24 protein-coding genes and 1 pseudogene are annotated in these 26,886 nt (G+C 44.9%); 19 read left to right on the forward strand and 6 right to left on the reverse strand.

What is annotated here, in order from left to right:
• Nucleotides 1–132 precede the first annotated feature (132 nt).
• The 8 genes from NST99_RS03430 (at nucleotide 133) to NST99_RS03465 (ending at nucleotide 8,135) form a co-directional block, all read left to right on the forward strand.
• Complete coding sequence (locus NST99_RS03430) at nucleotides 133–1,122, forward strand: tRNA dihydrouridine synthase (RefSeq protein ID WP_341089729.1); 990 nt, start codon at nucleotides 133–135, stop codon at nucleotides 1,120–1,122.
• A gap of 193 nt (nucleotides 1,123–1,315) precedes the next feature.
• Complete coding sequence (locus NST99_RS03435; protein ID WP_038585771.1) at nucleotides 1,316–1,546, forward strand: AbrB/MazE/SpoVT family DNA-binding domain-containing protein; 231 nt, start codon at nucleotides 1,316–1,318, stop codon at nucleotides 1,544–1,546.
• A complete protein-coding gene (mazF, locus tag NST99_RS03440; protein ID WP_341089731.1) occupies nucleotides 1,540–1,881 on the forward strand; it encodes an endoribonuclease MazF in 342 nt (113 codons plus the stop codon). The genes NST99_RS03435 and mazF overlap by 7 nt, the downstream gene beginning before the upstream one ends.
• Nucleotides 1,882–1,923: 42 nt before the next feature.
• The gene (locus NST99_RS03445) at nucleotides 1,924–2,232 is read left to right on the forward strand and encodes a hypothetical protein (protein ID WP_341089732.1); all 309 of its coding nucleotides are present in this window, start codon (nucleotides 1,924–1,926) and stop codon (nucleotides 2,230–2,232) included.
• 266 nt (nucleotides 2,233–2,498) lie between these two features.
• The gene (locus tag NST99_RS03450; RefSeq protein ID WP_341089733.1) at nucleotides 2,499–3,068 is read left to right on the forward strand and encodes an SF0329 family protein; all 570 of its coding nucleotides are present in this window, start codon (nucleotides 2,499–2,501) and stop codon (nucleotides 3,066–3,068) included.
• A gap of 171 nt (nucleotides 3,069–3,239) precedes the next feature.
• On the forward strand, nucleotides 3,240–3,569 hold the full coding sequence (locus NST99_RS03455) for a MazG-like family protein (RefSeq protein ID WP_341089734.1): 330 nt from the start codon (nucleotides 3,240–3,242) through the stop codon (nucleotides 3,567–3,569).
• Nucleotides 3,570–3,589: 20 nt separating this feature from the next.
• A complete protein-coding gene (locus tag NST99_RS03460) occupies nucleotides 3,590–5,482 on the forward strand; it encodes a DUF2075 domain-containing protein (RefSeq protein WP_341089735.1) in 1,893 nt (630 codons plus the stop codon).
• A gap of 1,054 nt (nucleotides 5,483–6,536) precedes the next feature.
• A complete protein-coding gene (locus NST99_RS03465; RefSeq protein WP_341089737.1) occupies nucleotides 6,537–8,135 on the forward strand; it encodes a DNA cytosine methyltransferase in 1,599 nt (532 codons plus the stop codon).
• Nucleotides 8,136–8,155: 20 nt separating this feature from the next.
• Here the strand turns inward: NST99_RS03465 and NST99_RS03470 are convergent, their stop codons facing one another.
• The 3 genes from NST99_RS03470 to NST99_RS03480 form a co-directional block, all read right to left on the reverse strand.
• A complete protein-coding gene (locus NST99_RS03470; RefSeq protein WP_341089739.1) occupies nucleotides 8,156–9,403 on the reverse strand; it encodes an MvaI/BcnI family restriction endonuclease in 1,248 nt (415 codons plus the stop codon).
• Between the two features lie 2 nt (nucleotides 9,404–9,405).
• Complete coding sequence (locus NST99_RS03475) at nucleotides 9,406–9,852, reverse strand: helix-turn-helix domain-containing protein (RefSeq protein ID WP_341089740.1); 447 nt, start codon at nucleotides 9,850–9,852, stop codon at nucleotides 9,406–9,408.
• 564 nt (nucleotides 9,853–10,416) lie between these two features.
• Nucleotides 10,417–10,662 carry a helix-turn-helix domain-containing protein gene (locus NST99_RS03480; RefSeq protein ID WP_341089741.1) on the reverse strand — a complete coding sequence of 82 codons (246 nt, stop codon included), beginning with the start codon at nucleotides 10,660–10,662 and terminating at the stop codon, nucleotides 10,417–10,419.
• A 152-nt stretch (nucleotides 10,663–10,814) separates the two neighbouring features.
• Here NST99_RS03480 and NST99_RS03485 point away from each other — a divergent pair, with 152 nt between their 5' ends.
• Together NST99_RS03485 and NST99_RS03490 are read left to right on the forward strand one after the other, a co-directional pair.
• Complete coding sequence (locus NST99_RS03485) at nucleotides 10,815–11,312, forward strand: hypothetical protein (RefSeq protein WP_341089743.1); 498 nt, start codon at nucleotides 10,815–10,817, stop codon at nucleotides 11,310–11,312.
• A gap of 62 nt (nucleotides 11,313–11,374) precedes the next feature.
• Complete coding sequence (locus tag NST99_RS03490) at nucleotides 11,375–12,484, forward strand: nuclease domain-containing protein (protein ID WP_341089744.1); 1,110 nt, start codon at nucleotides 11,375–11,377, stop codon at nucleotides 12,482–12,484.
• A 305-nt stretch (nucleotides 12,485–12,789) separates the two neighbouring features.
• Here NST99_RS03490 and NST99_RS03495 read toward each other — a convergent pair whose 3' ends face one another.
• Together NST99_RS03495 and NST99_RS03500 are read right to left on the reverse strand one after the other, a co-directional pair.
• Nucleotides 12,790–14,529: a sensor histidine kinase gene (locus tag NST99_RS03495; RefSeq protein WP_341089745.1), complete on the reverse strand. Its 1,740-nt coding sequence runs from the start codon at nucleotides 14,527–14,529 to the stop codon at nucleotides 12,790–12,792.
• Nucleotides 14,526–15,260, reverse strand: coding sequence for a response regulator transcription factor (locus tag NST99_RS03500; protein WP_038585811.1), 735 nt, complete (start codon nucleotides 15,258–15,260; stop codon nucleotides 14,526–14,528). The genes NST99_RS03495 and NST99_RS03500 overlap by 4 nt, the downstream gene beginning before the upstream one ends.
• A gap of 291 nt (nucleotides 15,261–15,551) precedes the next feature.
• On the opposite strand from NST99_RS03500, the gene NST99_RS03505 reads away from it, so the two are divergent.
• Nucleotides 15,552–15,863, forward strand: a complete 312-nt coding sequence (locus NST99_RS03505) for a YbjQ family protein (RefSeq protein WP_038585821.1) — start codon at nucleotides 15,552–15,554, stop codon at nucleotides 15,861–15,863.
• Here the strand turns inward: NST99_RS03505 and NST99_RS03510 are convergent.
• Nucleotides 15,859–16,073 (reverse strand): annotated as a pseudogene (locus NST99_RS03510) (hypothetical protein); the annotation flags it as partial. The gene NST99_RS03505 and the pseudogene NST99_RS03510 sit on opposite strands and share 5 nt — an antisense overlap.
• Before the next feature lie 165 nt (nucleotides 16,074–16,238).
• Between NST99_RS03510 and NST99_RS03515 the strand changes: the two are divergent.
• The 8 genes from NST99_RS03515 to NST99_RS03550 all read left to right on the forward strand — a co-directional run bounded on the left by NST99_RS03515 (nucleotide 16,239) and on the right by NST99_RS03550 (nucleotide 26,878).
• Nucleotides 16,239–16,970, forward strand: a complete 732-nt coding sequence (locus NST99_RS03515) for a CPBP family intramembrane glutamic endopeptidase (protein ID WP_341089746.1) — start codon at nucleotides 16,239–16,241, stop codon at nucleotides 16,968–16,970.
• 96 nt (nucleotides 16,971–17,066) lie between these two features.
• On the forward strand, nucleotides 17,067–17,981 hold the full coding sequence (locus NST99_RS03520; RefSeq protein WP_341089747.1) for a Fic family protein: 915 nt from the start codon (nucleotides 17,067–17,069) through the stop codon (nucleotides 17,979–17,981).
• 261 nt (nucleotides 17,982–18,242) lie between these two features.
• On the forward strand, nucleotides 18,243–19,403 hold the full coding sequence (locus NST99_RS03525) for a cobalamin-independent methionine synthase II family protein (protein ID WP_341089748.1): 1,161 nt from the start codon (nucleotides 18,243–18,245) through the stop codon (nucleotides 19,401–19,403).
• A gap of 259 nt (nucleotides 19,404–19,662) precedes the next feature.
• Nucleotides 19,663–20,739 (forward strand): ABC transporter substrate-binding protein, encoded by a 1,077-nt coding sequence (locus tag NST99_RS03530; protein ID WP_341089749.1) that lies wholly within the window; start codon nucleotides 19,663–19,665, stop codon nucleotides 20,737–20,739.
• A gap of 1 nt (nucleotide 20,740) precedes the next feature.
• Nucleotides 20,741–21,517, forward strand: coding sequence for an IucA/IucC family C-terminal-domain containing protein (locus tag NST99_RS03535; RefSeq protein ID WP_341089750.1), 777 nt, complete (start codon nucleotides 20,741–20,743; stop codon nucleotides 21,515–21,517).
• Between the two features lie 30 nt (nucleotides 21,518–21,547).
• Nucleotides 21,548–23,269 (forward strand): helix-turn-helix domain-containing protein, encoded by a 1,722-nt coding sequence (locus tag NST99_RS03540; RefSeq protein ID WP_341089751.1) that lies wholly within the window; start codon nucleotides 21,548–21,550, stop codon nucleotides 23,267–23,269.
• 184 nt (nucleotides 23,270–23,453) lie between these two features.
• Nucleotides 23,454–25,157 (forward strand): ABC transporter ATP-binding protein, encoded by a 1,704-nt coding sequence (locus NST99_RS03545; RefSeq protein WP_341089752.1) that lies wholly within the window; start codon nucleotides 23,454–23,456, stop codon nucleotides 25,155–25,157.
• Entirely contained in the window at nucleotides 25,154–26,878 is a 1,725-nt protein-coding gene (locus NST99_RS03550; protein WP_341089754.1) for an ABC transporter ATP-binding protein, read from the forward strand. Before NST99_RS03545 ends, NST99_RS03550 begins: the two co-directional genes overlap by 4 nt.
• Nucleotides 26,879–26,886: the final 8 nt, after the last annotated feature.

Consider the following 26,886-nt stretch of genomic DNA (forward strand, 5'->3'; position numbering starts at 1 on the left):
ATGCCTTTCCCGGGGTTATGATATACTTTGATTTAACATGCTGTAAGTGAAGAAGAAGTAAAGGCATATACAGGTTAGTTTTACCACTACGGGATAAGGATTTGTCCTGGTATCTATAGAGAGGTTTTTGAGATGATAAATAATTTCTGGCGTGATTTACCACGCCCCTTTTTCATACTGGCGCCCATGGAAGATGTGACGGATGTTGTTTTTCGCCATGTCGTAAGTGAAGCAGCCAGACCGGATGTGTTTTTTACGGAGTTTGCGAATACAGAGAGTTATTGTCACCCGGAGGGGAATCATGCTGTGCGCGGGCGATTGACTTTTACAGAGGATGAACAGCCCATTGTAGCTCATATCTGGGGAGATAAGCCGGAATACTTCCGTCAAATGAGCATCGGTATGGCGAAAGAAGGCTTCAAAGGCATCGATATTAATATGGGATGTCCTGTAGCGAATGTAGCTGAGAACGGGAAGGGAAGCGGCCTGATCTGCCGTCCGGAAACCGCAGCCGAAATCATCCAAGCCGCCAAAGCCGGGGGACTGCCTGTCAGTGTGAAAACAAGACTCGGTTTCAGTGACTTAGACGAATGGCGCGGCTGGTTGACCCATATTTTGCAGCAAGACATTGTGAATCTGTCCATTCATCTGCGTACAAGAGAGGAAATGAGTAAAGTAGATGCTCACTGGGAGCTGATTCCGGAGATTAAAAAGCTTCGTGATGAGGTGGCACCAGATACACTGCTGACCATTAACGGGGATATCCCTGACCGTCAGACTGGTCTTAAGCTCGCTGAAGAGTACGGTGTGGATGGTATTATGATTGGGCGCGGTATTTTTCAGAATCCGTTTGCTTTTGAGCAGGAGCCGAAGGAACACAGTAGTGAGGAATTGCTTGATCTGCTGCGGCTGCATCTGGATCTCTATGATAAATACTCCGTACAGGAACCACGTAAATTCAGCCCTCTTCAACGATTCTTTAAAATATATGTCCGCGGATTTCGCGGGGCCAGTGAATTAAGAAATAACTTAATGAACACTAAGTCGACAAGTGAAGTGCGTGCGCTGCTCGATGAATTTGGAAGCAAGGAGCCTGATGGGGCTGAGGAAAGTGGGGATTAAGCTGCCAAGCTTGTAGAAATCCGAGTAGAAAATAGAATAGACGCTCAACGAGTGAGGATCGGATGAATGGGGAAGGGGATGAGCCCGGAGCCAACAAGCCTTTCCTCTGTTTTTTATATATATTCTCCACAAGGATTTGACTTCTAAAATCACTTTGTTTACACTTTGTTTATACATTCTGGGAGGCGGGTCTATGTTTCAGGTTCGAAAATGGGGTAACAGCTTGGGCATTCGCATTCCGAAATCCCTTGCCCTAAAGGTCGGTATTGAGGAAGGCTCCGAAGTCGATCTTGATGTGGAAGATGGACATCTTATCATCAAGCCGAAGTCGGCTACACTGGACGAAATCCTTTCCCAGGTCACCCCGGAAAATCTCCATAATGAGGTCTCTACAGGCGAACAACAAGGACGGGAAGTATGGTAACGGGCGGGTATGTGCCGGATCGAGGCGACTTGGTATGGTTGCAGTTCAACCCGCAAGCGGGGCATGAACAGGCAGGCAAACGTCCGGCCTTGGTCGTGTCTCCTGCTTCCTATAATGGTAAGGTCGGACTTTCCTTGCTCTGTCTGGTAACTTCTAAACAAAAGGGCTACCCGTTTGAAGTAGTCATTCCGCAGGATCTGCCCATCGAAGGGGTTATCCTTGCCGATCAAGTAAAGAGTCTAGATTGGCAATCCCGACAGGCAGTGTTCATCTGTAAAGTACCACAGATCATACTGTCAGATATCGTTGCCAAACTCGACTTACTGATTCGCTGACCTACAATTATAGGCAGCAATAAGAGAAGTGGTGCCCAGTAAATGAATAACATAAACTCTCATCATTGTAATCTCAATATATGGTATCATCTACCTGATGAAGTATGGAGTAAAGTTGCTGCTATATATAAGTCTATGCCCGGTTGGATGGGGTATAAAGACGGGATTCCATATTGGTTCGGGCAGGAAGAGGATGATGTTTTTATTGAAGCATCCGTTGAGCCGGGCGGATTGTCATTTTATGCCCAGATGAATCAGAGCGATTGGGATTCCTGGATAACAAGGTTTAAATCAGAAGCAACAAAGGTATTAGATTTTGACGTTGGTGAACCTGAAGATGGATTTATGTGAAAGGATTGTAACTTCAAATAAACGATGCGAACCTTTTACGTATAGCGCTAGGGTTGCCTGAGAGTCCGTTTGTTGGGTGATGAAATTGCTGTATACGCTTGAATGTTATTCAGGCTCGGAATTGCCATTCCGAGAGAAATGAAGCTGTGCACGGGCGTTTGGCTTAAATAGAAAATTGAAGCGAAATGATTGAGGATCGGATGATGGGGAAGGGACAAACCCGGAGCCAGCAAGCCTTTCCTCTGTTTTTATATGGAGGGGATCACATGTCCTGGAGCAAATTGAAGCAACAACTGGAGGGCTTTCTCTGTCCTGCGTTAAATGGAAGGGTAGAATACCGCGCACCAGGTTACCGTTATCTGCCTGATAAATCAGGAATTTGTTATATCTCCGTAGATAAAAAGAACGTACTCAATATGAGTGATAAAACGAACGCGATCAGATGGTATCAAACAGAGCTGGAAATTAAGAATGATCCGGATATCCAGATTCCTATCACTAGTGACGACATTGAAGCGGTCAGACAAGCTACCAAGGGGCCAGTGCCTGAGGATCGCCTAATCGTAATGGCTAGAAGCAGAAAAAGTACAGAACATGCAAAAGAGCTAATGTCAGCACAGGCTGCATTAAGTAAATCAAATTTTATCGTTGTGGCGAATAAGTTTCTGACTACTCCTATAGAGGAGAGCTTGGAGAGCAGCGATATGGTATTGAATATACTGGCTTTGGTCGATAGAAGGGTTGGGAAGAAGCGGATCTTGAGCATGGCGGAGAAGATGGAGTTGAAGCATCCGGTTGTGCGGTGGTTTTATGAGCTGCGGCGTGGTGGGTTGTAGGGGGCAAAGCCATAATTAGCTGTGTGATTTAATAAGGGCCTTCTGATAACAGGAATCTTTTTCTGTTTAACTTGTAGGAATTTCGTGGATTTACATTGAGGATTGGGCTATCATTATTGTGCAATGCAAGTATTAAAGATTGAACTAGATCAACATGATGAGGTGCTACATATGGACGAACTAATCGAGAAAATCATCCAATTCCGCGACGAAAGGGACTGGAAGCAATTCCATGATCCCAAAGATCTGGCTCTCTCCATCTCGTTGGAGTCGAGCGAACTGCTGGAACTCTTCCAATGGAAGAACAGTCAGCAAGCCATAGAGCAAAATTTTTCCGACATGCAGGACGAAATCGCTGACATTCTCATCTACACGCTAACGCTCGTTCATGATTTAAATATCGACGTAAAGGATGCCATCCTTCAGAAAATAAACAAAAATGCGGAGAAATATCCGGTATCCCGTTTCAAGGGAAGTTCGCAAAAAAGTACGCGGCAGTGAACGGATAGGGGAGAATCACCATGATTATTTATGAATCGACCAAGCAGCAATTTATGAATGATGTAACCGAAGACAGCATTGCGGTAAAGATTCATAACCAGTACGTCCAAAAAGTCGGCAGGGTTTCTCCGGGTGAAATCAATGCATGGAACAATTCCATGAACTATCTATATAAAGTATTAAACACATCAACCATTCCAGATGACGTAGGAATCGCGATTGAATACAAAATTCCAGCGACCTCGAGAAGAGTCGACTTCATGATTACAGGCTTGAACGAACAGGATCAATACTCCGTCGTCATCGTCGAGCTTAAGCAGTGGTCAAAAGTTGAAACGGTTGAGGATGCAGATGGCCTTGTTAAAACCCGCTTTAACGGGACAAAGACTAAAACTCAACATCCTTCTTATCAGGCATGGTCTTATGCCAGGTTGATTAGGGATTATAATGAGACCGTGCAGAACGAAGCTGTCCAGCTCTATCCTTGTGCTTATTTACATAACTATATACGGATCGATAACGACCCTCTATTGCATCCTGTCTACAATCAATACATTGAGGAAGCTCCTATCTTCTCAAAGGGGGATGTTCTAAAGTTAAGAGGGTTTATCTCAACCTACATCAAAAAAACGGATAGAAGCAAATCGCTGTACCTCATTGAACATGGCAAAATTAAACCCTCTAAATCGCTGCAGGATTCACTCGTCAGCATGCTGCAGGGAAATCAAGAATTCATCATGATAGACGATCAGAAGGTAGTATATGAGGAAGCGTTAAGATTGGCGCTGCAGGCTCAGTCGGGAAAGAAACAGGTCCTGATTGTCGAAGGCGGACCAGGGACAGGTAAGTCAGTTCTCGGAATTAATCTTTTGGTAGAGCTTACGGCACGGGAGCTAGTCTGCCAATATGTAACCAAGAATAGTGCGCCTCGTGCCGTATACATGAAAAAGCTACAGCAAAACGTGAAAAAATCGGTCATAGATAACTTGTTTAAGGGATCAGGCGTTTACTATGAAGCATTGCCCGATGAATTCGGTTGCTTGATTGTTGACGAGGCGCATCGCTTAAATGAAAAGTCGGGTCTGTTCAAAAATAAAGGCATTAATCAAACCATGGAGATTATCCGGGCTGCCCGGTTTTCTGTATTTTTTATCGATGAATATCAGAAAATCGCGATGCACGATGTTGGCAGCAAAGAGCAGATTAGAAAGTATGCCGAACAAATGGATGCTGATATCACGGAGTTGACATTGGCTTCTCAATTCAGGTGCAATGGCTCCGATGGATATTTGGCATGGCTCGATGATGTACTGGATATCCGTGAAACGGCAAACGCAGATGGGTTCGATTTCGACTATGAAATTCGACTCTATGATGACCCGAATGAATTACGGGACGAAATCTTCAGCAAAAATCAGATAAATAATAAGGCAAGAATGCTTGCCGGATACTGCTGGGATTGGAAGACGGATGGAAAGAACAATCCTGGCGTTCATGATATTCAATTAGATCAGTACCAATTCTTCATGAGCTGGAATCTGAACAACACAACCACCTGGGCAATCGACCCTGAATCCATAGAACAGGTGGGCTGCATACATACCTCACAGGGCCTTGAATTTGACTATGTCGGAGTTATCATTGGCGAAGATATGCGTTACGAGAATAACCGTATCGTCACCGATCCGTTCAAACGTGCGAAGACGGATAAGTCTCTTTCTGGCTTCAAGACCTTGTATAAGAAAGATAAGGACGAGGCGCTCCGAATGGCCGATCAAATTATACGAAATACCTACAGGACGTTAATGACCCGGGGAACGAAGGGATGCTATATCTACTGTGTGGACCCTCATCTGAAGGCGTACTTGCAAAGGCGCTTGGCTATCCAAAGTTCGGCGGTAATTTCGGGATAAGGCCAATTGAGGGCGATGGAGAGTTATATCATTGATTTGAAAAGATTGAGGATCGGATGAATGGAGCGGGGGCAAGCCCTGAGCCAGAAAGCCGTTCCTCTTTTTGTATATGGAGAGGATTACATTTCTAGAGTAAATTGAAGCAACAACTGGAGGGCTTTCTCTGCCCTGCGTTAATGCCTATCTATCTCAATTCAGCGCCAAATTTGGCCGTGCGTATAATCACAGCAGTGAACAGGATCAGGTATGTCTGGGCGCATTGATTCTCGATGAGAAGATTGTCAGATTCGGAAAAATATATAAGGGATTGTTGCACTATAACGGAGGGGACAACTGGTATCCGGGAGCTACGGATTCCTATGGCTATCCTACTCTGGCAGATCAATATGCCAATGATGTTTACGCTACATATAAGGGGGATGGGGGGAAGACTTAAAAGAAGGTAGAAAGACGCTCGGGGATTTCCTCGCAGCGTCTTTATTCTTGTGCTGGTGCCAAGCTCAGGTGAATTGTCATTCCCAATGGGGTACACCCGCTGAAAAGGTACGGTTCATCGTGGACATGGGAATTAATTCATCTACTGGCTAATCTACGAATATGCTCTGGCAGCCATTTTTGCGAGTCAGGTAGGCCCAGTAAGAAATTCATAGTTTCAAGCAGTGCTGCAATGAAAAAGCCCTCTAACAGCTCAATATAGTTATCCTGTAACGGATGATACCTAGAATAAGACTTAAGTAACTGTTCTCTGAATTAAGAAGGTTGATTTCGAAGTGGCTTGTCTGGCCTACACGGCTAGTAGATTAACCGTTAATCGCTTGAAATAAATGCTTAAAGTTAATAAACTTGCTGCTTAGCCTCGATTTCCAAAAAATACGTATTTACAATTCGATTAGTCTGGTTACTGAGAAAATGATTTATGAAATTGACTCACATAGTAATTTTATTTAACTGCACATTTTACTTTTATGTAATTAATTCCCTTTTAATAGTCCTGGACTTGATATTCTTTTTTTGATATACTAACAAGACTAAGTAGTATGAAAGGTGGAAATACATGCCATATGCAATCGACCTCTTCTGTGGCGCAGGCGGATTCAGTGAGGGTATTTTACAAGCAGGGTTTGATATTGTCTTTTCCAGTGACAAAAGCCCCATGGTACAAGAAACTTATATGAATCGTCATGAACAGCTTGGCATAAAACAGGGAAGAGATACTTACTTTGAGTTAGCTGATATTAGAGAGCTTTCTTCGGAATTTATCTTTAATAAAATAAATTCTCTGAAATATGGAAACATTTTTTCCCCAGGTAAAATTGATGTTATGTTTGGAGGCCCTCCCTGCCAAGGATTTAGCCGTCTAGGAAAACGTGATTCTAGTGATCCAAGAAATATGCTATTTCACGAATATCTGAGAATAATTAAAGATGTGAAGCCTAAATATGTCGTAATGGAAAATGTGAAGGGTATTTTAGATATGCAGATGTTAGACTTTCCGAGTGTCTTAAAGGATGGTTGTATTTATCATGGGCAAAATCTAGTTCCGTTTATTCTTCGGAAAGAACTCGAAGGTCTTGAATATCAAGTCGTAGGTATGCAGGTTTTGAATGCTGCTAACTATGGTGTTCCTCAACAAAGAAATAGAGCAATTTTTCTTGCTTATAGAAATGGAACTTATCCGATTTCCTATCCTAAACCTCAGAAAAGTATGCTTACAGTTCATGATGCTCTTGGGGATCTTTATACAGATATTAATTATTCAACCCAATACTCTAAAGAATCAGTTTTGGGAAGGACACCAAATGTAACTACAAGGAAACAAGTTGAAAGATTAAACATCACCAATATGGAAACTTCTATTCATGACCAATCTGTGATTCAAAGATTTTCACTTTACAAACAAGGTGAAAATAGAAAAAGATCGTTAACTAGATTGAGAGAAGAAGGAATAAATCTGTTAGAAGTAGCTCCGGAATTGTTCTATGAAACACTTTATCAAGTTAATAACGAACAAAATGCTGAAATTATTCAAAAGAATTTGAAAAAATTTGATTATCATAAGTCATTAAAGATTACAAAACTGTGGTTAAACCATACTAATAAACAACTATCATTGATTAGTATGATTGAAAACAATCATATTTTTGATATTGATTTCAACACAGCCATAAGTTCCCTAAGCCGTAGACTTAACACCACTTTAGAGAATGCTCTTGAATTCTGGAATATCGTTAAAATCGAATTAAATAGGTCTTATGATGCTGAAACTCTGAATAATTTATTTATCAAGGGTAACATTAATGATTTAATGGCTGATGCGATATTCACAAAAAAAGGAATTCGAACAAGGCTCAATTCAAAGGGGGTAGCCCCTACAATGGTTACATTACCAGATGATTTCATCCATCCATTTTTTAACAGGATTTTAACGGTTAGAGAAATGGCGAGATTACAGTCTTTTGATGATAGCTTCCAGTTTTTAGGGAAAAGGACTACTGGTGGAAGTATGCGAGCAAAAGAAACTCCTCAATTTACGCAAGTTGGTAATGCTGTCCCACCTTTATTAGCAAAGGCAATTGCAACTGAAGCTATGAAAGCAATTAAACTGGGTGAAGAACAATCTAATTTAAACATAAAAACAAAACAGAGAGCCTAGGCTCCCTGTTTTGTTTTTATTTATTCCAATAAGTTTATTTTTTCGATTTTGCCAAATAGATAGGATCTATACTTTCCTTTGATACGCCAAGCATTTCCATGGTTTTTCCCTGTGTAAGCTCCATCAGGTGATATATAACCTCTCCAGTCATAGGTAATTCCCCCAGATTTGATCAAAGCGATAAATGTTGAAAATTGAGGAGATCTTGACAATTCTGCCTCGATATATTTAAACTCAGCAGTCGCTCCAATCATTTGCTGCTTAACGTTTACCCATAGAGTTGCAGGATGTTTTCTATATAATTCATTCTGCAAATCAGAGAAATTCCAATACCCTGTGATTTCTAATTTATTGGATTTTGGATCCTTTCCCCACAATTCAATTTTCCTTTCTTCCTCATTGACATTTAAATAGAAACCTTGGGCATTTTGTGGGGTTTCTTTTGAACCAATTGTAATGTAAAGGCTTTTATACCCTAAGTGTTTATCAGATTCATACCCATAGTATCTAGCAAACGCTGAAACTCTACTTTTATCTTTTATTTCATATTTAGCTATTGTTGTTCCATCAAATTGTGGTCGAAGGGTGAATAATGTATCTAGTGTTTTGGCGGATTTTGTCTTTAATTCAATTTTTCCTTCAAAATCTGCTTCTTGACTATTATTTGCTTTTATCCCCAACAATGATTCTAGGGTATCACCGGCATCTTTGGGTGAAATTTTACCACTGCCTTTAGAATTTTTATGATATCCTGCCTGTGCAATTTTTTTTACTAAAGGAATCAATCTACTTGCAGAATCAGCAATATCATCTATACCGAAAAATTTCTTTAACTGAGATTTTGATGGAATATTATTGGTTACATTGATAATTACAACTCCTGATTTGGGACCAACTGTTACAGTAAGGTATAATAAATCACCTACATTAACTTTTCGATCGCAAAGAAGTTTACTAATTCCATAGATTGAAAATCTTCGATCACCACGGTTATTAGAAACTCGATAAAAATTCATTTTTGTTTCTAGTTGCGAATCATCATATAAGAATATAGCTTTTGTTATAACTCCATATTTAGCTCCATTTGGTAGAGTTTCATAATCAACTATGTTTTTATTAAAGAGCAAATCTCGAAAGAGTACGTTTGCATCAATGTTATTCTTTTCAATCATTGTTGGTGTGAGTCTCAATAAGGCATATTCATTATTGTTATATTTGTGGATTTTATTTATCACTTTGATTTCATCATCGTAGGGTGTAAAAATCATTTTCATTCCTCTTTTCTAATAATTAATTCGCTAATAGTAGCTCCTAGTGCATCTGCAATCTGGTTAAGGGATGATAATTTAGGATTTACTTTTTGATTGAAGATCTCACTAATTGTTGAAGCACTAAGAGTAGTAGACGCATATAGATATATCTGAAGCTTATTTTGTTTCTTTAACAGACTTTTTGCATTTTCAGAAAAGATTAAAAGAAAATTATCATCAGTATATGCTGCTATGTTTCCGTTACTGAAATTTCGAGAAAACAATTGAGGTAAACTAATATTTAATGATTGGGCAAGTCTTTTAGCAGTTTCCAAATAGATGTCAATTTCATTGTTTTCAATCAATGATAAAGAAGATCTGCTGATACCAGCATTTTTCGATAACTCATTCTGGGAAAGAGCACGATAGGAACGAGCGTTTCTTATATTCTTTCCAAATACCTCCATTCCCACATCTCCTTCTGATATTTATTTAATAATATCTTGAGCAGCCAGATGAAAATTATGCTAAAAGGGACATTTTATGTGGTTGTTATCTCTTGGTGCTCTTGATTAACCCTTCCGAAAGGATGGCTCATTTACTCTGTGATATTCAACAACTTAAAAAAGAAAGCATTGGATGAAAAACGCTGAGTTTTTCTATCCAATGCTTTCTTTTATGTTGTTTTAATAACTTATATTCAAGAAGTAAGAGGTGTTTCTATCTTGAAATAATTGCAACGAACTTGTTTATTTCTTATACAATACAAAAGTATGACGAGTGATGCCCTGAAACTGAGAGGACTCTTTTTCCTCTTTGCCGATAAGGTCCGCGATTTGGACTACCCGTCTGCCCTTTAGCAGCTCATGAGTTTATTTCTCGAAATGTCTCAAGCGAAAACAAGGAAGTACAAAAAAAGATGTAATTTGTAAACAACAGGAATGGACCTCAGGTTTGCCCAGCTATATCAGGGATTTGTTTGGAGAATTGGGCTGCGATAGTTAAGTAAATAGTAATTATCACTTGCTCTTTTAGTTCTCGTCTAACAACTCCCCAACAGAAACCTCCAGCGCTTTCGCAATAGCGACTACCTCATAATCCTGTACAAGCCTATGTTGACCTTCCAATCTTGATAAACTGGTCGGGCTAATGTCCAATCCAAAGGTTTGCAATCGGGCGAGAAAATCCTTTTGCTTCATTCGTTTAGCCTTTCGTATTGCTACTACTCGGATCCCGATGATGTTTTTGTCACCTGGGGGCTCTTTGCGATGCTTCATTTCGGTGTCACCTCACAATATTAACCAAATTGTATGCGAGGCAAGTATTGTTTTAATGCGAATATCGAATTAAAATAAAATAAACCGATAAACGCACTAAAATCTCTGTACATCGTCTACAGACTTAGCTTTGCCAGAAAGGTGAGGATGCAATGCACAATCTGACGCATAAATACGAGGAGGAGAAGCGTAAGCTGAATGAACTCGGGGAGCAATTACTGGAGCAAGGAATTCCGTTAAGCACCAATGAGGCACTTCAGACTCAGAGTCGTAGAGTGGATGAACTTATTAATCGGATGTATCAAGAGAAGAACGGATATTCAGAGGGTTTGCGTTTAAATTTCTGTTCTGGGGGAGATGCGGTGAGTTTTCCGGCATGGTTTATACAAACGATTCAGGGTCGATTGAATGAAGTGACTGCACAAATAGAATATCAATCGGAGCCTAGACAAGCTTTTGAAGAAGAGAGCGAGGCTTTTCAGGCGTTGTTTGACTCCATGGATGTTGCAGGTATGCCGGAATTTGAGGATTGGGAGAATAAACTTCAATTGAAGCAGGCCGTTCTTTACGAACGTCTATATCTACAAGGACTGAAGGACGGAATGCAACTTGCACATGCCTTTACTGCTCCTTCTGTTCTTACGGATTAACATGAACAAAAGGCATACACATACTTATATTTGGGCTGTCCATGTGACAGTCTTTTTCTTATGTGCATTTTTGGAAGGGGAAACTTCCCATATTCGCCAAGATGGTCTACGAGAATCCAATCAATGGCGAGCAGTTCATCCTGTATTATAATGCGATTCCTGGAACGGACAAGACCCCGACGCTGAGTCAACGCCCGGATAATGTGCTAACCCTGAAAAAGAAGGATGCGGGCACAATCAAAGAGTACAAGTATGTCTTCGATGCCAAGTATCGCTTAAACCCTGCTTACGAGGGGACTTCCTATCATCGGACTTATGGACAGCCTGGGCCTGAAGAGGATGACATCAACACGATGCACCGTTATCGGGACGCGATTGTGTATCAGGAAAAAGGCACAGGGGAATATGAGCGAAGCATGTTTGGAGCGTATGTGTTATTTCCGTATCCGGATGAGGAGCGGTACAAAGCCCACCACTTTTACAAAAGCATTGAGCTATTGAATATCGGCGCGTTACCGTTCCTACCGAATTCTACAAGCTTGGTGGAGCAATTCTTAGATGAGATTATTCAGGATAGTCCGGAAAAAGCTTACGAACGCTCCACGCGTCCACGCGGGACGAGAGAATACTATGCCAATCAGCTTGCGGGCAAAAATGTGCTTGTCGGTTCTGTGCGGGGACCGGAGCAAGTTGAGGTGGCGTTGCAGAAATCTTTTTATCATATGCCATTAAAAAACCTTTCAGATGTAAAGATCCTCACTCAGCTCGAATACGTGGCAATGTGCCAATCCAGAAAAAAATTCTATGATCCTGCGAAAACGGGGATTCATTGGGTTGGGAAAGTAGCCGATTGGAAGGTGCTGCGGCGTAAGGAGATCAAGGAGGTTCCTTCTCGCCCGGGTACAGAAGAAGAGCTGTATGTACGCTTCACGATTGAGGCCTGGCAGCGGTTAGCGGCGCCTGTCTTGCTGGGAGGACAAGGGATTTATACGGTGCTCTATACCAGTAAGTATATCCTGGACCGGGCCTTGGAGCTTGCAGAGCTCCGTTTAGAAACGGAGGAAGATATTCGCGAATGGCGTGAGAAACGCCGCAGGGGTAAAGTGAAGGTGAAACTGGATCATGAGCAGTATGTGGATTTAGGGAGGGTTGTGGAGGTTCGGAATATTTGAAGTAACGGGAGGCCAAATCATCATGATAATCAGCAGCTTCCTGATTACCGTGATGGCTGCACGTTCCCATTAATTGTTGTTGTATGTGTTGACTCTGCTTACTCCACACATGTGGAATCGTGTTCAATGTTGGGAGTACATACTGGAGACTGCAGTTTTTTTGAATATTATACGTGCTTATGGGTGGGGGGGCCGCTTACAATTATGCTTACAGATCAGTCTCCCCCTAGAGATGAGAAAGAGCGGTGTCCTGATTTTGCTCAGCTGAGCGTTTACACAGGGAAGAATCATTCCCAGCCAAACGCTCAGTTGGGCAATAAGATCTCAATTATCGTGCCTTGCCACACTTTGGATTTTACCTGGATTTCGCCGCTATGCGCTTCCACGATGGTTTTGGCGATGCTCATCCCGAGCCCGGAGCCTTCCGTCGATTCATCGGAATTCGTTCCCCGGTAGTAGCGATTGAACAAATGATGCAGCGTTTCCTCGTCCATCCCTTTGCCATTATCGATTACTCTTATGCATGCCTTGTCGTTCATCCTGCCGACATAGACGTTGACAATCACGCCAGGCGGGTTATGCTTCACGGCGTTGGACAGCAAATTGTCCATCAACCGCATCAGCCAGGTTTCATCGGCCTGTATCAGCAAGGGACAATCCTCCCCAACATAGTGAAACTGATACTCAGACATCATGGCGTCGTTGACGTACTTCAGTACGGAGCAGCGCACCAGCTCAACCAAGTCGATCTCCCGAAACTTCATGATCGAATCGCCCTGCTTGAGCTGATGAATCAATGAGAAGTCGGAGATCAGCTCCAGCATATAATCCCCCTTTTCCCGGATCGTCGAGCCTATGATGCGCATCTCCTCTTGGCTCCATTGCTCAGGCAAGCTCTCCAGCATATACCCATAACCTTGAATTGTGGCCAGTGGCGTGCGCAGATCGTGGGAAATCCCTGACATCCACTCCGCTTGCGCCTTTTCCAGCCTCTCGCGTTCCTTCTCGATCTGAGCCAATTGATGAGTCATCTGATAGAAGGATTCAATCACTTCCTTATAGAGCCTGTAGCGGATGCGCATCATGCCGTTGCGGCGGAATACCTTGCGCATGTCCTTGGCGGTCAGTACCTGGTCGTACTGTCCCCGGCCCATACGTTCGAACCAGCCTGCGAACAGAATCAGCGGCTGACCGTAGCGGTAGCCATGCCAGATGGAGATCGGCAGCGCCAAGAGCAGGATCAGAACTGTAATCCGGACGAGTCCACGCGTTGCCTTTTCCATCACAGGATGCTTCAGAGGGGCTCCCGCTGCATGGGGTGTATAGAGAATCCACGTCATTCCGCTCAGCTTGTCCCGATGGGCGACAATATTCGTGTCATAGTTGCTGGGCGATTGCTGGATGGCCAGGATATCCAGCGGTCGATACGCCTTCTGCACGTATGCTTCATCGCCGATGCCTTGTACAATATGGCTCTTGGGGTCGATCACCTGCAGATAGCTGCCGGTTTTGCGCAGCCGCCGGTCCAAGTGGGAAACCGCTTCGCTACGCACGATTCCATGCTGCCCGTAGGCATCAAACCAGGCAACGAGCTGGTCAAGGTCAGGACTAGGATAGCCCAGCATATACAGAAGCGGGTCTTGGAAAGCAAAATTAAGCTGAGTGTGTACGGCATACGTCCCAAACGTCCGTGTCTCTTGGATATCGAGCAGTTGAGCGATGGAGTAGGAGGCCGGCAGCGTATGATGCGGAGTTGTATTGACGGCGTAGATCACCTCTCCTTCGGCACTGACAACCTGCAGCCACATGCCTTTTTCCTCGATGAGCTTGTCCCACTCGGGGGAGATCTGAATCGTCCCGTCCTTGTGATGAGCTTCTTGAGCGATCTGTTGCAGGACGCCAACCGGAAAGTTCCGGCGTATCTCATTACTCGTCATGTTCTGGAAAAACAAGATGCAGGCAACCAGAGTAATAGCCACCATAAGCAGGGCATAAAAAATCAATTGATACGTGAAGTGGAAGGCCATGCGCTGTTGGATCTTCATCGCTCCTGCGGCTCCTTCACCAGCTTGTAGCCAAGCCCGCGTACGGTAAGCAGCAGCTTCGGATTACCGGGGTCGATCTCGATCCGCTCTCGGATGCGCCGGATATGCACCATTACCGTCGAATCATCGCCCTGTCCGTTGATCCCCCAAACCTTGTCGTAGAGCTGTGTTTTGGAAAATACGATGCCGGGAAACTTACAGAAGTGCAGCAGCAGCTGGAACTCCTGCGCGGGGCAAGGAACTGGCTGTCCCTCCACGATTAGTTCGCCCTCCACCTCGTTGACGGTGAAGCGGCCAAACCGGTAAATCCCCGGATCGGGCCGTTTCGCCGGACTGGACGTCGAGGTTTCTGGCTCCAGTCGGCGTATGCGTGCCTGAATTCTTGCGGCCACCTCCAGAGGATTGAAGGGCTTCGTGATATAATCGTCCCCGCCCATAGCGAAGCCTCGCAGGACATCGAGATCGGAAGCCTTGGCCGTCAGAAACAAAATATGCGGATTCCCGTATTTGCGGAGCTTGGAGCAGAGCTCCAGGCCGCTGCCGTCGGGGAGCATGATGTCGAGCAGGAGGATATCGGGGGCTTCACGCTTCGCTAAATCGAGAGCTTCCGCACAGGTGGAAGCCGCATACAGCTGATGAAACCCTTCCCTGCGAAGCACCATTTGCAGCATCGTGACAATCGAAGGCTCGTCGTCGACGATTGCGATTTTAAAATCGGATAGATTTGTCATTGTTTTCACCCATTTCCATAGTAGCATAATCACTTTAACAGAACCTAAACGGCGGGAGTGAAATTAAGCTGATGTTTGTCTATCCGTTTAGGTTCTGTTTCATTGGGGCTGGTAGGATAGGGGTGAGAAAGCTATTCGAACATACAAAGGATTGGTTTATGAGAAGATCGTCCCTAGTCACCGCCGCTCTTGTTGTATTCATGTCATCCGAAAAAGGCCGGTTGGGGCCTGAAGCGGAAAACAGCAACAAAAGTATTACCCTATAGCCAGGCCAATTGAGGAGGATAAATTATGATTATAACCACTACATCAACTATTGAAGGTTCCCCGATAAGGCAGTATCTGGGCATTGCCACCGGTGAAGTCATTATAGGAGCCAACGTATTCAGAGACTTTAAGGCTTCGATTACCGACCTCGTAGGGGGGCGTTCGGGCGCTTACGAAGGCAAGCTTCAGGAAGCGAGAGATACGGCATTTGCTGAGATGACTCAGAAAGCTTCAGGGATGGGAGCTAATACGATTGTCGGAGTCGACATTGATTATGAAGTCATTCGCGATGGCATGCTGATGGTTGCCGTAAGCGGGACGGCCGTGATCGTTTAACACCACGATGTTTGCCTGTTGTCTGGATGACACGTTGCTTGCCTTTGAGAAACCACGTATGCTGAAGCGCTTGGTAATCGCGGATCATCGACTCATCTTTGAAGAGCAAATGAGCGATTTTCTCGTCCATTCACCTTATTTCAAAGTAGGAAAAGTTACTTCTGTGAAGGCTTGTTGCTTGATTTCATCCACCGCAGCTAGCGTATAGGTGATACGATGGTCTGCTTCAGTTGTTCTTGCTGTTCCTTCGTCAGCCGCAAATATTTATAGACCGTTCGTTCCGTTCTGCCGATAATCTCTGAAATCTCTAGCGCATCAACTTATATACTAAATAAGTCGTTATCTACGCATAACGATGCAAAGAGGTGTACACCCGTGAAAAATGTTCAAAAATTGTCTGAAACTGAAAAGGAACTCATGGAGGTAATTAGCTCTTCCACGTCCACTATGCCCCAAGCCCGACCTGGCTGGCCAGAGACCCTAACTGCACTGGGTCTCTATCTGATCGGCATTGTTATGCTCGGTCTTTGGATGGCGCAAATCCCTGACGAGCAAGCCATCTTGCGAATTAACATCGGGGGTGTAGGCAATGGTCTCGTTGGCCTCGCCGCCTTGTTCGCAGCCTACGCCCTGCGGGTTCGCGATCTGCGCGCTTTCGGTTTCCGGGCGGTCGAACGGAAATGGCTGCTTGTGGGAGCCGGCCTCGGTGTTGTCGCGTTCGGCGGATGCTTCGTTATAGAGGGGGTGTATTTTCACTTCATCACCGAGCTGAACAATCAAGCGGACTTCCAGACGGCGGCGCAAGGCGGTGCGCTCTCACTCTTCGTTCTGCTTATCACTGGCGCTATCCTCACGCCGCTCGGCGAGGAGTTTGTATTCCGTGGCGTTATTGCCAATGCGCTGAACCGTTACGGAGCATGGGCCGGCGTGGTTGGCAGCGCTGCGATCTTCGGCGTCGTTCATGGATTCAACGTCATCCTGTTCGACGCATTCATGGTCGGCATCCTGAATGGTATACTGTTCCGTAAGACGGGTTCCATCTGGCCCGGGGTCGTGGTGCATATCGTGTATAACGGCCTCAATCTTCTCTACTATTCTACGCTATAGATCTAATTTCATGAGACATCGTGGCAGAGACAAACAGCTCGGTCAGCTGCGCGCGACCGTGGCTGTCTATGATCGTAGCGTTTTAGCATAGATGTAGTGCTCATCATCGTCGGGCGTGCTCGCGGAATTCGCGGATGTGGAGAAGCTCAGACAGAATCTTGCACAACTGCATATTTTACAATAGAGAATGCTATAATGATAACAATAGGTAAGGCTATTTTGACTGTTAAGATTCATGGAATCATTCTGAATTTACTGGGAGAAATGTGGATGAAATATGAAACATTAATAGAGCTCTTACAGGAAGAAATGAAGATGGGGCTTAAAGGAGGGCTGTACCATCAGACCCAAATTAAGCTTGCCTATAACTCCAACCGGATCGAAGGCAGTCGGTTATCTGAGGATCAGACACGATATATTTTTGAAACCAACACTATAAACGTAGAACCTGAAGAAACAGCAAGTGTTGACGATATTATTGAGACGGTAAACCACTTCGCCTGCTTTGACTATATGTTGAACCTTGCACATGAAGACTTATCCGAAGAAATGATCAAGGAATTCCATAGAATCTTAAAAAGAAATACTTCAGATGAAAGAAAAGACTGGTTCCGCGTGGGGGATTACAAAGTCAGGCCCAATGTGGTAGGAGATATGAAAACAACTGCTCCGGGAAAAGTGGCAAGCGCGATGGGGAAGCTGCTCACCATGTATCACCAAAAACCCGGAATTTCGTTTGAGGACATCGTAGACTTCCATCATGAATTTGAAAGCATCCACCCTTTTCAGGACGGAAACGGTCGTGTCGGCAGGATCATCCTGTTCAAGGAATGTTTGAAAAATGGTATACTCCCCTTTATCATCGACCATGAGTATAAGCTGTTTTATTACCGCGGCCTGAAGGAGTACTCTTCGGAAAAAGGATATTTGCTGGACACCTGCCTGTCGGCACAGGACAGATATGAAGCGGAGGTTGCTTATTTCTTTCCGGAATTGAAGCGTCTTCCGTGATAACCGCTCAAGGCATGTGGAATCCGTTGCGGTATTGGTTATGATACCCGAACTTTTCTAAGTTCGGGTTGTTGTTTATATAGTTCGCCTTTAAGAAGGCTATAATAGCTATTTATTTGATAACCTTAGAAAGCTAAGATACTCATTATACCTTTTAACTATAACCAGATATTACTTTTAAGTGTTATGTAGATAATAATCCTCCATGCTAGAATCTAACCATTAGAGAAAGACATGTGGTTAATATGAGGAGGATTTTATATGTGCAATAGATTTCAAATCGTAGGCAGCCTGTTGCGTCCGTCGAATTTATTAGAATATAAACATCAGATTGAGCATCGTGATGATATCAGTTATCCTTTTTACCAGGATTTCCAAGGGTATGAGCAGTGTGAAGCTGAGGCGATTCAGGCTGTAGTTGATAAAGAAATTAACAATGGTTTGTCCATTCTTACGGATGGGGAACATTCCAAATCTATGTGGCATTTGGATTTTGTCTGGGGCTTCCAAGGAATTAGCCGCTATATAGCGGATCATGGATATTTTTTCAGAGATACAGATGGGGCTTCAAAATATGAGACCCGAAAAGATATTGGTTTGCGCATCACAGGTGAATTAGGTGGAAAGAACCATCATTTTATTGATGTATTTAAGAAGCTTCAAGCCCTTGCGGGCGACCGTGAAACCAAGCTGTGCGTACCTTCTCCATCCCATATTTTTGGTGAGTTATCGTGGTCGGATAACATTGGCGGCACAGAAGCGGTTTATAAGGACAGACATGAGCTTAAAGACGGTCTGGTTAAGGCTTATAAGGAATTCGTTGCGGATTTTGCCGCCGCTGGAGGACAAATCCTGCAATTCGACGATTGCTTATGGGAGCTATTTGCAGATGATAACCCGAACTCTCCATATACCGGCGAGAATATCAATCAAGAGGAAGTACAGGCTCTAGCTACAGAATTTATTGACATTAACAATACAATCATTGATTATGGTCATAGCTTAGGCCTCAAAATGTGGACTCATAACTGCCGTGGTAACTATGATTCCCGTAATATGGGTGGTGGGTCCTATGCCAAAATTGCTAATCTGTTCTTGAAGCAGCTTAAGTACGACCGCTTTTTCCTGGAATGGGATGATGACCGTGCAGGCTCCCTTGAGGCGCTTGCGGTGTTTAAAGATAAGCCTAATACAGAAATTGTACTTGGATTGTTGTCTTCTAAGACCAATACGCTTGACGATGAGGCCCGTGTAGTTCAAATGCTGGATGAAGCCTCTAAAATTATTGATAAGGATAGATTATTACTTTCTCATCAATGCGGGTTCGCGTCCTGTGATGGCGGCAATGAATTAACGGAAGATGAACAGTGGGCGAAGATCAAACAAGGACAACAGATTGCCCAGGAATATTGGGGTAATTAAGATTTAACTTAGTTAAAGAGGGGAGCAGGTCCCCTTCCTTAAGACTGTCGAAGGTATTGTCGGCAGTCTTTTTATATTGGATTATCGGAATCCCGAAGGGATACTGTGTAAAAGGAAACATGCTCCTATGGAGCACAATGTCGCATTAATCCGGCTGCAATGTCGCAAAAGTACATGGAAACGGAGTGTGTGGATCGATTATACTCGCTTTATATAATATGATAATGAAAATCATTATCATACAAAAGGGGGAGTCAGCATGAACAGAGCAACAAAGAGGCAGGCAACCGGCAGCAGGATAAATGCCGCCCAAAAATCAGGACCATTAATGGTATGGATGCTGGCACTGGTACTTGTGCTGACGGCTTGCGGCAATGGAGGGGGCACCAATGCAGGCACAGCCGCACAGTCGTCTGCTGCAGCTTCAACCGAGCCGTCTTCAGCGTCTGAAACACAGGCTCAGACATCGCCGGAGGCGCAGGCTGCAGCAGCCTTCCCGGTTACCATCCAGCACATGAAGGGCGAATATACGCTGACCGGGAAGCCGAAGGTGATTGCTGCGCTTGATGTGAAATTTGTCGATCAATTGATAGCGATTGGTGAGCACCCGGCAGGCAGCGTTGTGGCTGGAGGGAAGGACGCCAAGTTTCCAGAATATTTAAGCAACCAACTGGGTGAGGTGAAGGTCCTCGGTACACGCGATGAACCCAATCTTGAGGCTATTGTGGCGTTGAATCCGGATCTTATATTGATGACCGACTTTCAGGAGCAGGTATATGACAGCGTCAGTAAAATTGCGCCTACCATAGTACTCGACTTCTACGAGGATTGGCGGGATACGTTGGCTACCATCGGTACGATAACAGGCAAGCAGGCGGAGGCGGAGGTAGTGCGTCAGGCTTACGAGGACAAGATCACCGGACTGCGGGAGCAGCTGTCGGCGAAGCTGGGCGACGAAACGGTAGCGCTGATTCGCCCTAGACCGGAAGGTATTCGTGTACATGGTCCCGGGCATCGGACCGGAAGCATTCTTTATGAGGATTTGGGGTTAAATGTTCCTGCATTCGTTCAGGAGATTAAAGATGACACCTCCGTTGAAATTTCGATGGAGAGAGTCGCTGATATCGGAGCAGATCACTATTTCCTGCTGTCGGATGAATTGTTTGCCAAAGAGGCAGAGGCTCTGGCAAGCAGTCCGGTCTGGAAATCCCTTGATGCAGTCAAGAATAACCGTGCATATAACGTGAATTCAACGCTCTGGATCGCTTACTATGGTCCCATTGCTCTTAACATTATCGTAGATCAGGCCTCGGAAGCGCTGCTGGGATCGCATTGAAATGGACAACTATCTGTCGTCTGTCTCCTGGAAGCAAATAGCGGAAGAATACCGGCTGTGGCTAGGCGAGCCGCCTAAAGGCAGCGTCCGTACTATTGCCCTGAGCCAGTTGCATGAAGAAGCTGCATGCCGTGAATATGTAAGCTGGCTTAAGGATTATATCGGCGCGCCGGATATGCAGGTTGCCGCTTCCATGCTGGCCAAGCGGATCGGCTATCTGTGGATCGCGCCGCTTCTGACAGCTATGACCTTTCATAATCGGGAAGTCTCCTTCCCGATGGAGAACAGCTTCCTTTATCATCCGGCTTCCCCGGCTTTTAAAGTGGATACGCCTTTTCCTTTCCTGGCGCTGAACGGACTTCGGGCTGCATCGCCACCGGAAGACAGGGAAGCGTGGCGGGAAGAGGTCGTAGAGGAGATTTTTGCGGTAAGACTTGCGCCGCTGCTGCAGACGCTTGCCGCCATTGGCCCCGTCTCTATAGCGGTGCTTTGGGAGAATATTATGGTGCGTATTGCTCCGCTGTATTCTCCTGGAGCAGACGAATCCAGACAAGAAAGGCAGCGGATGCATGCAGATTTTACATTCCTGACCCGGATGGCCCCCGGGCAACTGTTTGGCGAAAGGCGGAATCCGTTTACCCGTTTTACAGAGAACAATGATCGGGTACAGGTTGCGAAGAACAAGCGCATCACCTGCTGCTTTTATTACCGGATGTCAGGAGAATATTGCGTAAAGTGTCCGAAAATTGACAATGAGAATGAATCTCAATTAAAATGACAATAGAAACATTGTCAGGAGATGAGAGGAATGCCGCTGCAAGAGCAGGCAAGTTTATGGAGTGATACGACAATCAAAACGCTTGACGTGCGCAGCGGTACTTTGCCGCCTGGCGGTGTGATGAGCGAAACGGGATTGACAGCCAATCTGCTGCTGCTGGCAGGCGGCGGAGAAGTGGGGCTTGTGATGAATGGTGAGGTTTGCCATATCCGGGCCTCTTTTGCTTGTCATGCTGTCAAGGGATCAGCTTTTACTTTGACTGCCGGATCAGAAAACATTCATTATACCATTATTATCTACAAGGCAATTCCTATGACGGGAGCCGCCCATGTTCTGTTCCCGCAGCGTAATCACCCGCTGCGCACTTCGTTTGTTCATTATCCTGTGCTCCCGGCGGAGCTGCATCAGGCGGCGGACAAGATCGTAGCCAAATGGAGCCGGGGAGAGGGGCTGGAACGTTTCCATGCCAATGCGCTGCTGCAAGGAGTGCTGTATGAGCTTATTATGGAGCATGAACGCGGCCGGGGCGGCGCAGCGCCGGACATGGTGGATGTTGTGTCTGCCTATATAGCGGGGCATTATCGTCAGGAGCTGAAGCTTAAAGAGCTGGCTGCGCTTGCCGGCTGCGGCGCGAGACAGCTGCAGCGGCGGTTCAAACAGGAGAAGCTGCTCGGACCGATGGAATATGTGATCCAGCTGCGGATGGAGAATGCAGAGCGGATGCTGCGTCATACGGACGCTCCCATCGGCGAAATCGCTGAAAGAACAGGCTACCACGACATGTATTACTTCAGCAGAGCGTTCAAGAAATATTATGGAGTTCCCCCACAGCTCTACAGGCGCACTGCCGCTTCCGGGACCGGTGCGCTCTCCGCTTGTTCCGGGCTGCCGGACCGCTTGGCCTGCTCGTACGAGTCGCTGCAGGGACCGGTGATATGCCATATGCGAGGCGAATATTGCGTTACAGCCTCTCCGCGGCGGATCGCCGTACTCGACGTTCAATATGCTGACCATTTGCTTGCGCTTGAGATGCTACCGGCAGGAAGTGTAGGACTAGGCAGTGCGGCGTTAAATTTCCCCCCATATATCAGGGACAGGCTTAAGGCAACGGAAATGCTCGGAACCTATGAGTACCCGGACCTGCAGGCTGTGGAACGGCTGCAGCCGGATTTGATTATCTGTACCGAGGTGCATGATCAGCACTATGAACGCTTAAGCCGGATTGCTCCAACTATAATGTTTAAGCGTAATGAGAGCTGGCAGAGAATTCTGAGCCTGTTCGGCGAACTGACGGGCAAGCGGGCGGAGGCGGAACGTATTATTACGGATTACATTCGCCGGACGGCATTACTGTCAGAAGAACTTGCCCCGGTACTGGCGGGGAAGAGCGTGGCTCTGATCCGCCCGCGTGAGTCAGTGGTTCGGGTACATACTGCCTCTCATCGCACAGGCGCCGTGCTGTACCGGGACCTTGGTCTGCCTGCTCCGCTATTTGTCGCAGACACCTCCGACACGGCTTATCATATTTCAGTCGACAGACTACCGGCTGTGCATGCTAACCACTACTTTTTACTTAGCAACGAGATGATGCAGGAGGGAATATCTGTGACAGAGCAAAGCGTCTGGGGCATGCTGGATGCAGACAGGCGGCAGCATATATATCCGGTGGATGCCGCTACATGGATCGGCTGCTATGGACCGACAGGCATCAATTGCATTGTGGATCAGGTGGCCCGCGCCCTGCTGGCCTGAGCGGCAAGCCAAGGAACCTCAGCTTAGTGCGGAGCCGCTGAATAAATTTGTTATTAATTCACAAGCACCTGTCATTGGCAGGTGTTTTGAGCTTTTTACATACGAACATTTGTGCTACAATATCCTTTGTGAATATATGGAAAGCGGTGAGTTTATGACAAAAAGGCAATGGGTCACTAAATTTATGCTGATGCACAAATGGGTACTTGTATGCGGGTTCATAATCACTACATTAATGACGATGATCAATCTGATTTATCCGTTCCTGGGCGGGAAAATCATCAATATCGCATTTTATGATAAAGACATGAGCGCCTTTTTGAATTTGTGCTTAATCTATGCCGGCATACTCATTTTCAATCAGTTTGTCGTTGCGACGTTAAACAATCTCATTTCGTCGCAATTGATGACGGGGTTTGTCTTTGATATACGGCGGGCTCTCTTCAAAAAGATATTACATAAAAAAGGGAAAGACCTCTCCGGGATGTACAGCGGAGATATGATCAGCCGAATGAACCACGACGCCGCGGATATTATGAATCTCATTTTCTGGAGCGGACTTTGGGGATACTCCAACCTTCTGCATATCCTATTCGCTGTCTGCTTCATGTTTTACTACAATATCTTTCTGGGGGCTTTTACGGTCGTGCTGGTTCCCGTCGTATTTTTTACCTCGAAATATTTCAAGGCAAGAGCGCAGAAGGTCAACAAAGATATTGCAGCGGAACAGGGTAAACTATCCTCTTACTTATTTGAGATTGTGAAAAATTTGCGGGAGATAAAAATCCTTAACGCAAGTAAAAAAGTAAGGAGCGTTTATTTAAGAAAAACGACATCCATCAATAAAATGAACGTGGAAAACGGAAGAATCGAAGTGACGACAGAAAGGCTTAATTCGTTCATCACACTTATCGCACAGCTGCTGATATTTGTGATCTGCGCCTATTTCATCGTTAAAGGCCAAATGCAGCTCGGCGTTTTTGTAGCCGCCATAAGCTATTTCAATATAGCCGTGAACTACTTCAGCTCCATTAACAGCAAAATTGTCGATGTCTGGGGACAGAACGTCTCCTTACAACGTGTCGTGGATATATTGAATGAAGAGGAAGAAGATTATAAAGAAAACCATCCTCCAAAACAAATAAAGGAGGGCAAGATTGAATTTAACAATGTCACCTTTGGATACACCGAAGACAGACCTATTCTGAACGGATTCAATCTCCGCGTGGATGCAGGAAGTACGATTGGCATTGTCGGGAAGAGCGGCGCAGGTAAAACAACGATGGGGAACCTGCTCTACAATTTATATAACGTTGACAGCGGCGAGCTTCTGATCGACGGAATGAATGTCAATGAGTATAACCTGCACAGCTTGCGGAGCCAGGTGGGGATTGTCCATCAGGAGACCATCCTTTACGATAATACCCTGCGTTACAATCTTTCATTTACCAACAACAAGGATAATGATAACGCATTAATGGAAGCTATTAAGAAAGCCGCCCTTTATGATGTTGTCCTGACATTCCCTGACGGACTGGACACGCTGCTTGGGACTGAAGGGCAAGAATTATCCGGCGGGCAGAAGCAGCGTCTGGCTATCGCAAGGATACTAGTCAAGAATCCTAAGATTCTGGTCTTCGACGAAGCCACAGCATTCCTCGACAGCCGGAACGAAGCGCTTATCCGGAACGTGATGAGTGAGTTGTCACAAGACCGGACGCTTATTATCATTGCCCACCGTTTTTCCACCATTAAAAGCTGTGATAAAATCGCGGTTTTAGCGGATGGCGTTGTCAAAGGCTTTGATACTCACGACGTACTGATTAGAAACAATAAAACGTATATAGACTTATTCAGCGAACAGTGTTTAGGAGGTGAGGCTGTATGAAACGCTTGGACACCTTTAAGGCATTAACCCGGGATATAGACGGTATTAACAAGCCGTTGATTGTGCTCGGATTTTTCAAGCTGTGGAACTTAATTTTCGGGCTTATCCCTCTGTTCTTGTATTCGTTTTTGGTTAATCGCGTTTTAGTAGATAAGAATATGAACGAGCTGTGGCCGGTCATCACCGGTTATCTGGCTGTTATCCTGTTCGCGACAATCGGAATTGCGGTCAGTAAGCGGTTCTCCAACCGGTTAATACTAAAATATGACCTGAGAATAAAGAATAAATTGCTGAAAAAGTATATCAGCCTTGATAATGATGTATATAGCAAATATAGCATTGGCGACGTTAGAAGCCGGATTGAGAACGATTCTATTGCTGCCGGGAACTTTTTTACGACCCATATATTAGATTTTATCTACGCTGTCGTTTACGCTGTTGCGCTGGCAGTTATTTTATTATGCTACGACTGGCGAATCGCGCTCCTCAGTTTTGTTTTTGTTCCGGTCTCTTTATTTACGGTTAATTTTTTGGGAGGTAAAACGAAGACAACCGGAGAGGAACTATGGAAACTGCAAATTAAATATGAATCCTTCCTACACTCGAATTTTCAGAACTGGAAGGATGTTAAGACCAACAACCTTGAAGACGCACAATTGGATGAATTAAACGGACACTACAAGAAAATAAGGCATATTTGGTTTCTCAACCAGCTCTATTTGCATCTGGGGATTACCTATTCGTTCTTCACGAAAAACTTTATTACCCAGCTGTTTATCTACTTTATTGGCGGATTATTTGTAATTAAGGGCTACTCGCAAGTTGGTGTGCTGCTCGTTTTTATCAGCTTTTACGGGCAATTCTTCGGGTACATAGAGAGCATTAGTAATTCCATGATGAATTATAAGAATGATTCGGTGAATATCGGAAAAGTGATCGAGATATTAAATTTAGAAGCAGGCAAGAGACCCTATAAGAAAATTGACGGGACAGATCTAAACGTTGAAAATCTGAAATTTACCTATGAGGGGAACGAATCATTTGCTCTTGACGGTATTTCGTTCTCCGTGAGTAAGGGCGAACATCTGGCCATCGTGGGAGAAAGCGGCAGCGGCAAATCTACAATCGCTAAACTGTTGACCGGGCAGATTAACCCGCAAGGGGGGACTGTACAGATTGGCGGCATTGATATCTATACGGTGAACAGCGAGAGTGTGTCAGAAAAAGTTAGTATAGTTGTGCAGGAACCCGTTCTTTTCAATATGACGATCAGAGAAAACTTATTGCTGGCAAAAGCCGATGCAACCGATGCGGAATTGATAGAGTGCTGCCGCAGAGCGAGTATTTATGACTTCATTGAAACCTTGCAGAATCAATTGGATACGATAATCGGAGAAAAAGGTGTACAGCTTTCAGGAGGCCAGAGACAGCGCTTATCGATTGCCCGTGCTTTTTTACAGGACAGGGACATCATCATTTTTGACGAAAGTACCAGCGCGCTTGACAACGAAAATGAGAATGACATCATTACAGAACTCAAGAGCCTTTCATCGGGAAAAACCATGATTTCCATTGCTCATCGTTTATCTACTATTCTGGACTGCGACAAGGTAATGGTTCTAAAAGATGGCAGGGTGGTAGCCTTTGATACCCATCAAAACCTATGTAACAGAAACGAAACCTATGATTTGCTTTTCCAAAGTCAGTATATGGCAGGTTGATTTAAGGA

The organism is Paenibacillus sp. FSL L8-0470 (assembly GCF_038008625.1).
Taxonomy (GTDB): domain Bacteria; phylum Bacillota; class Bacilli; order Paenibacillales; family Paenibacillaceae; genus Paenibacillus_AQ.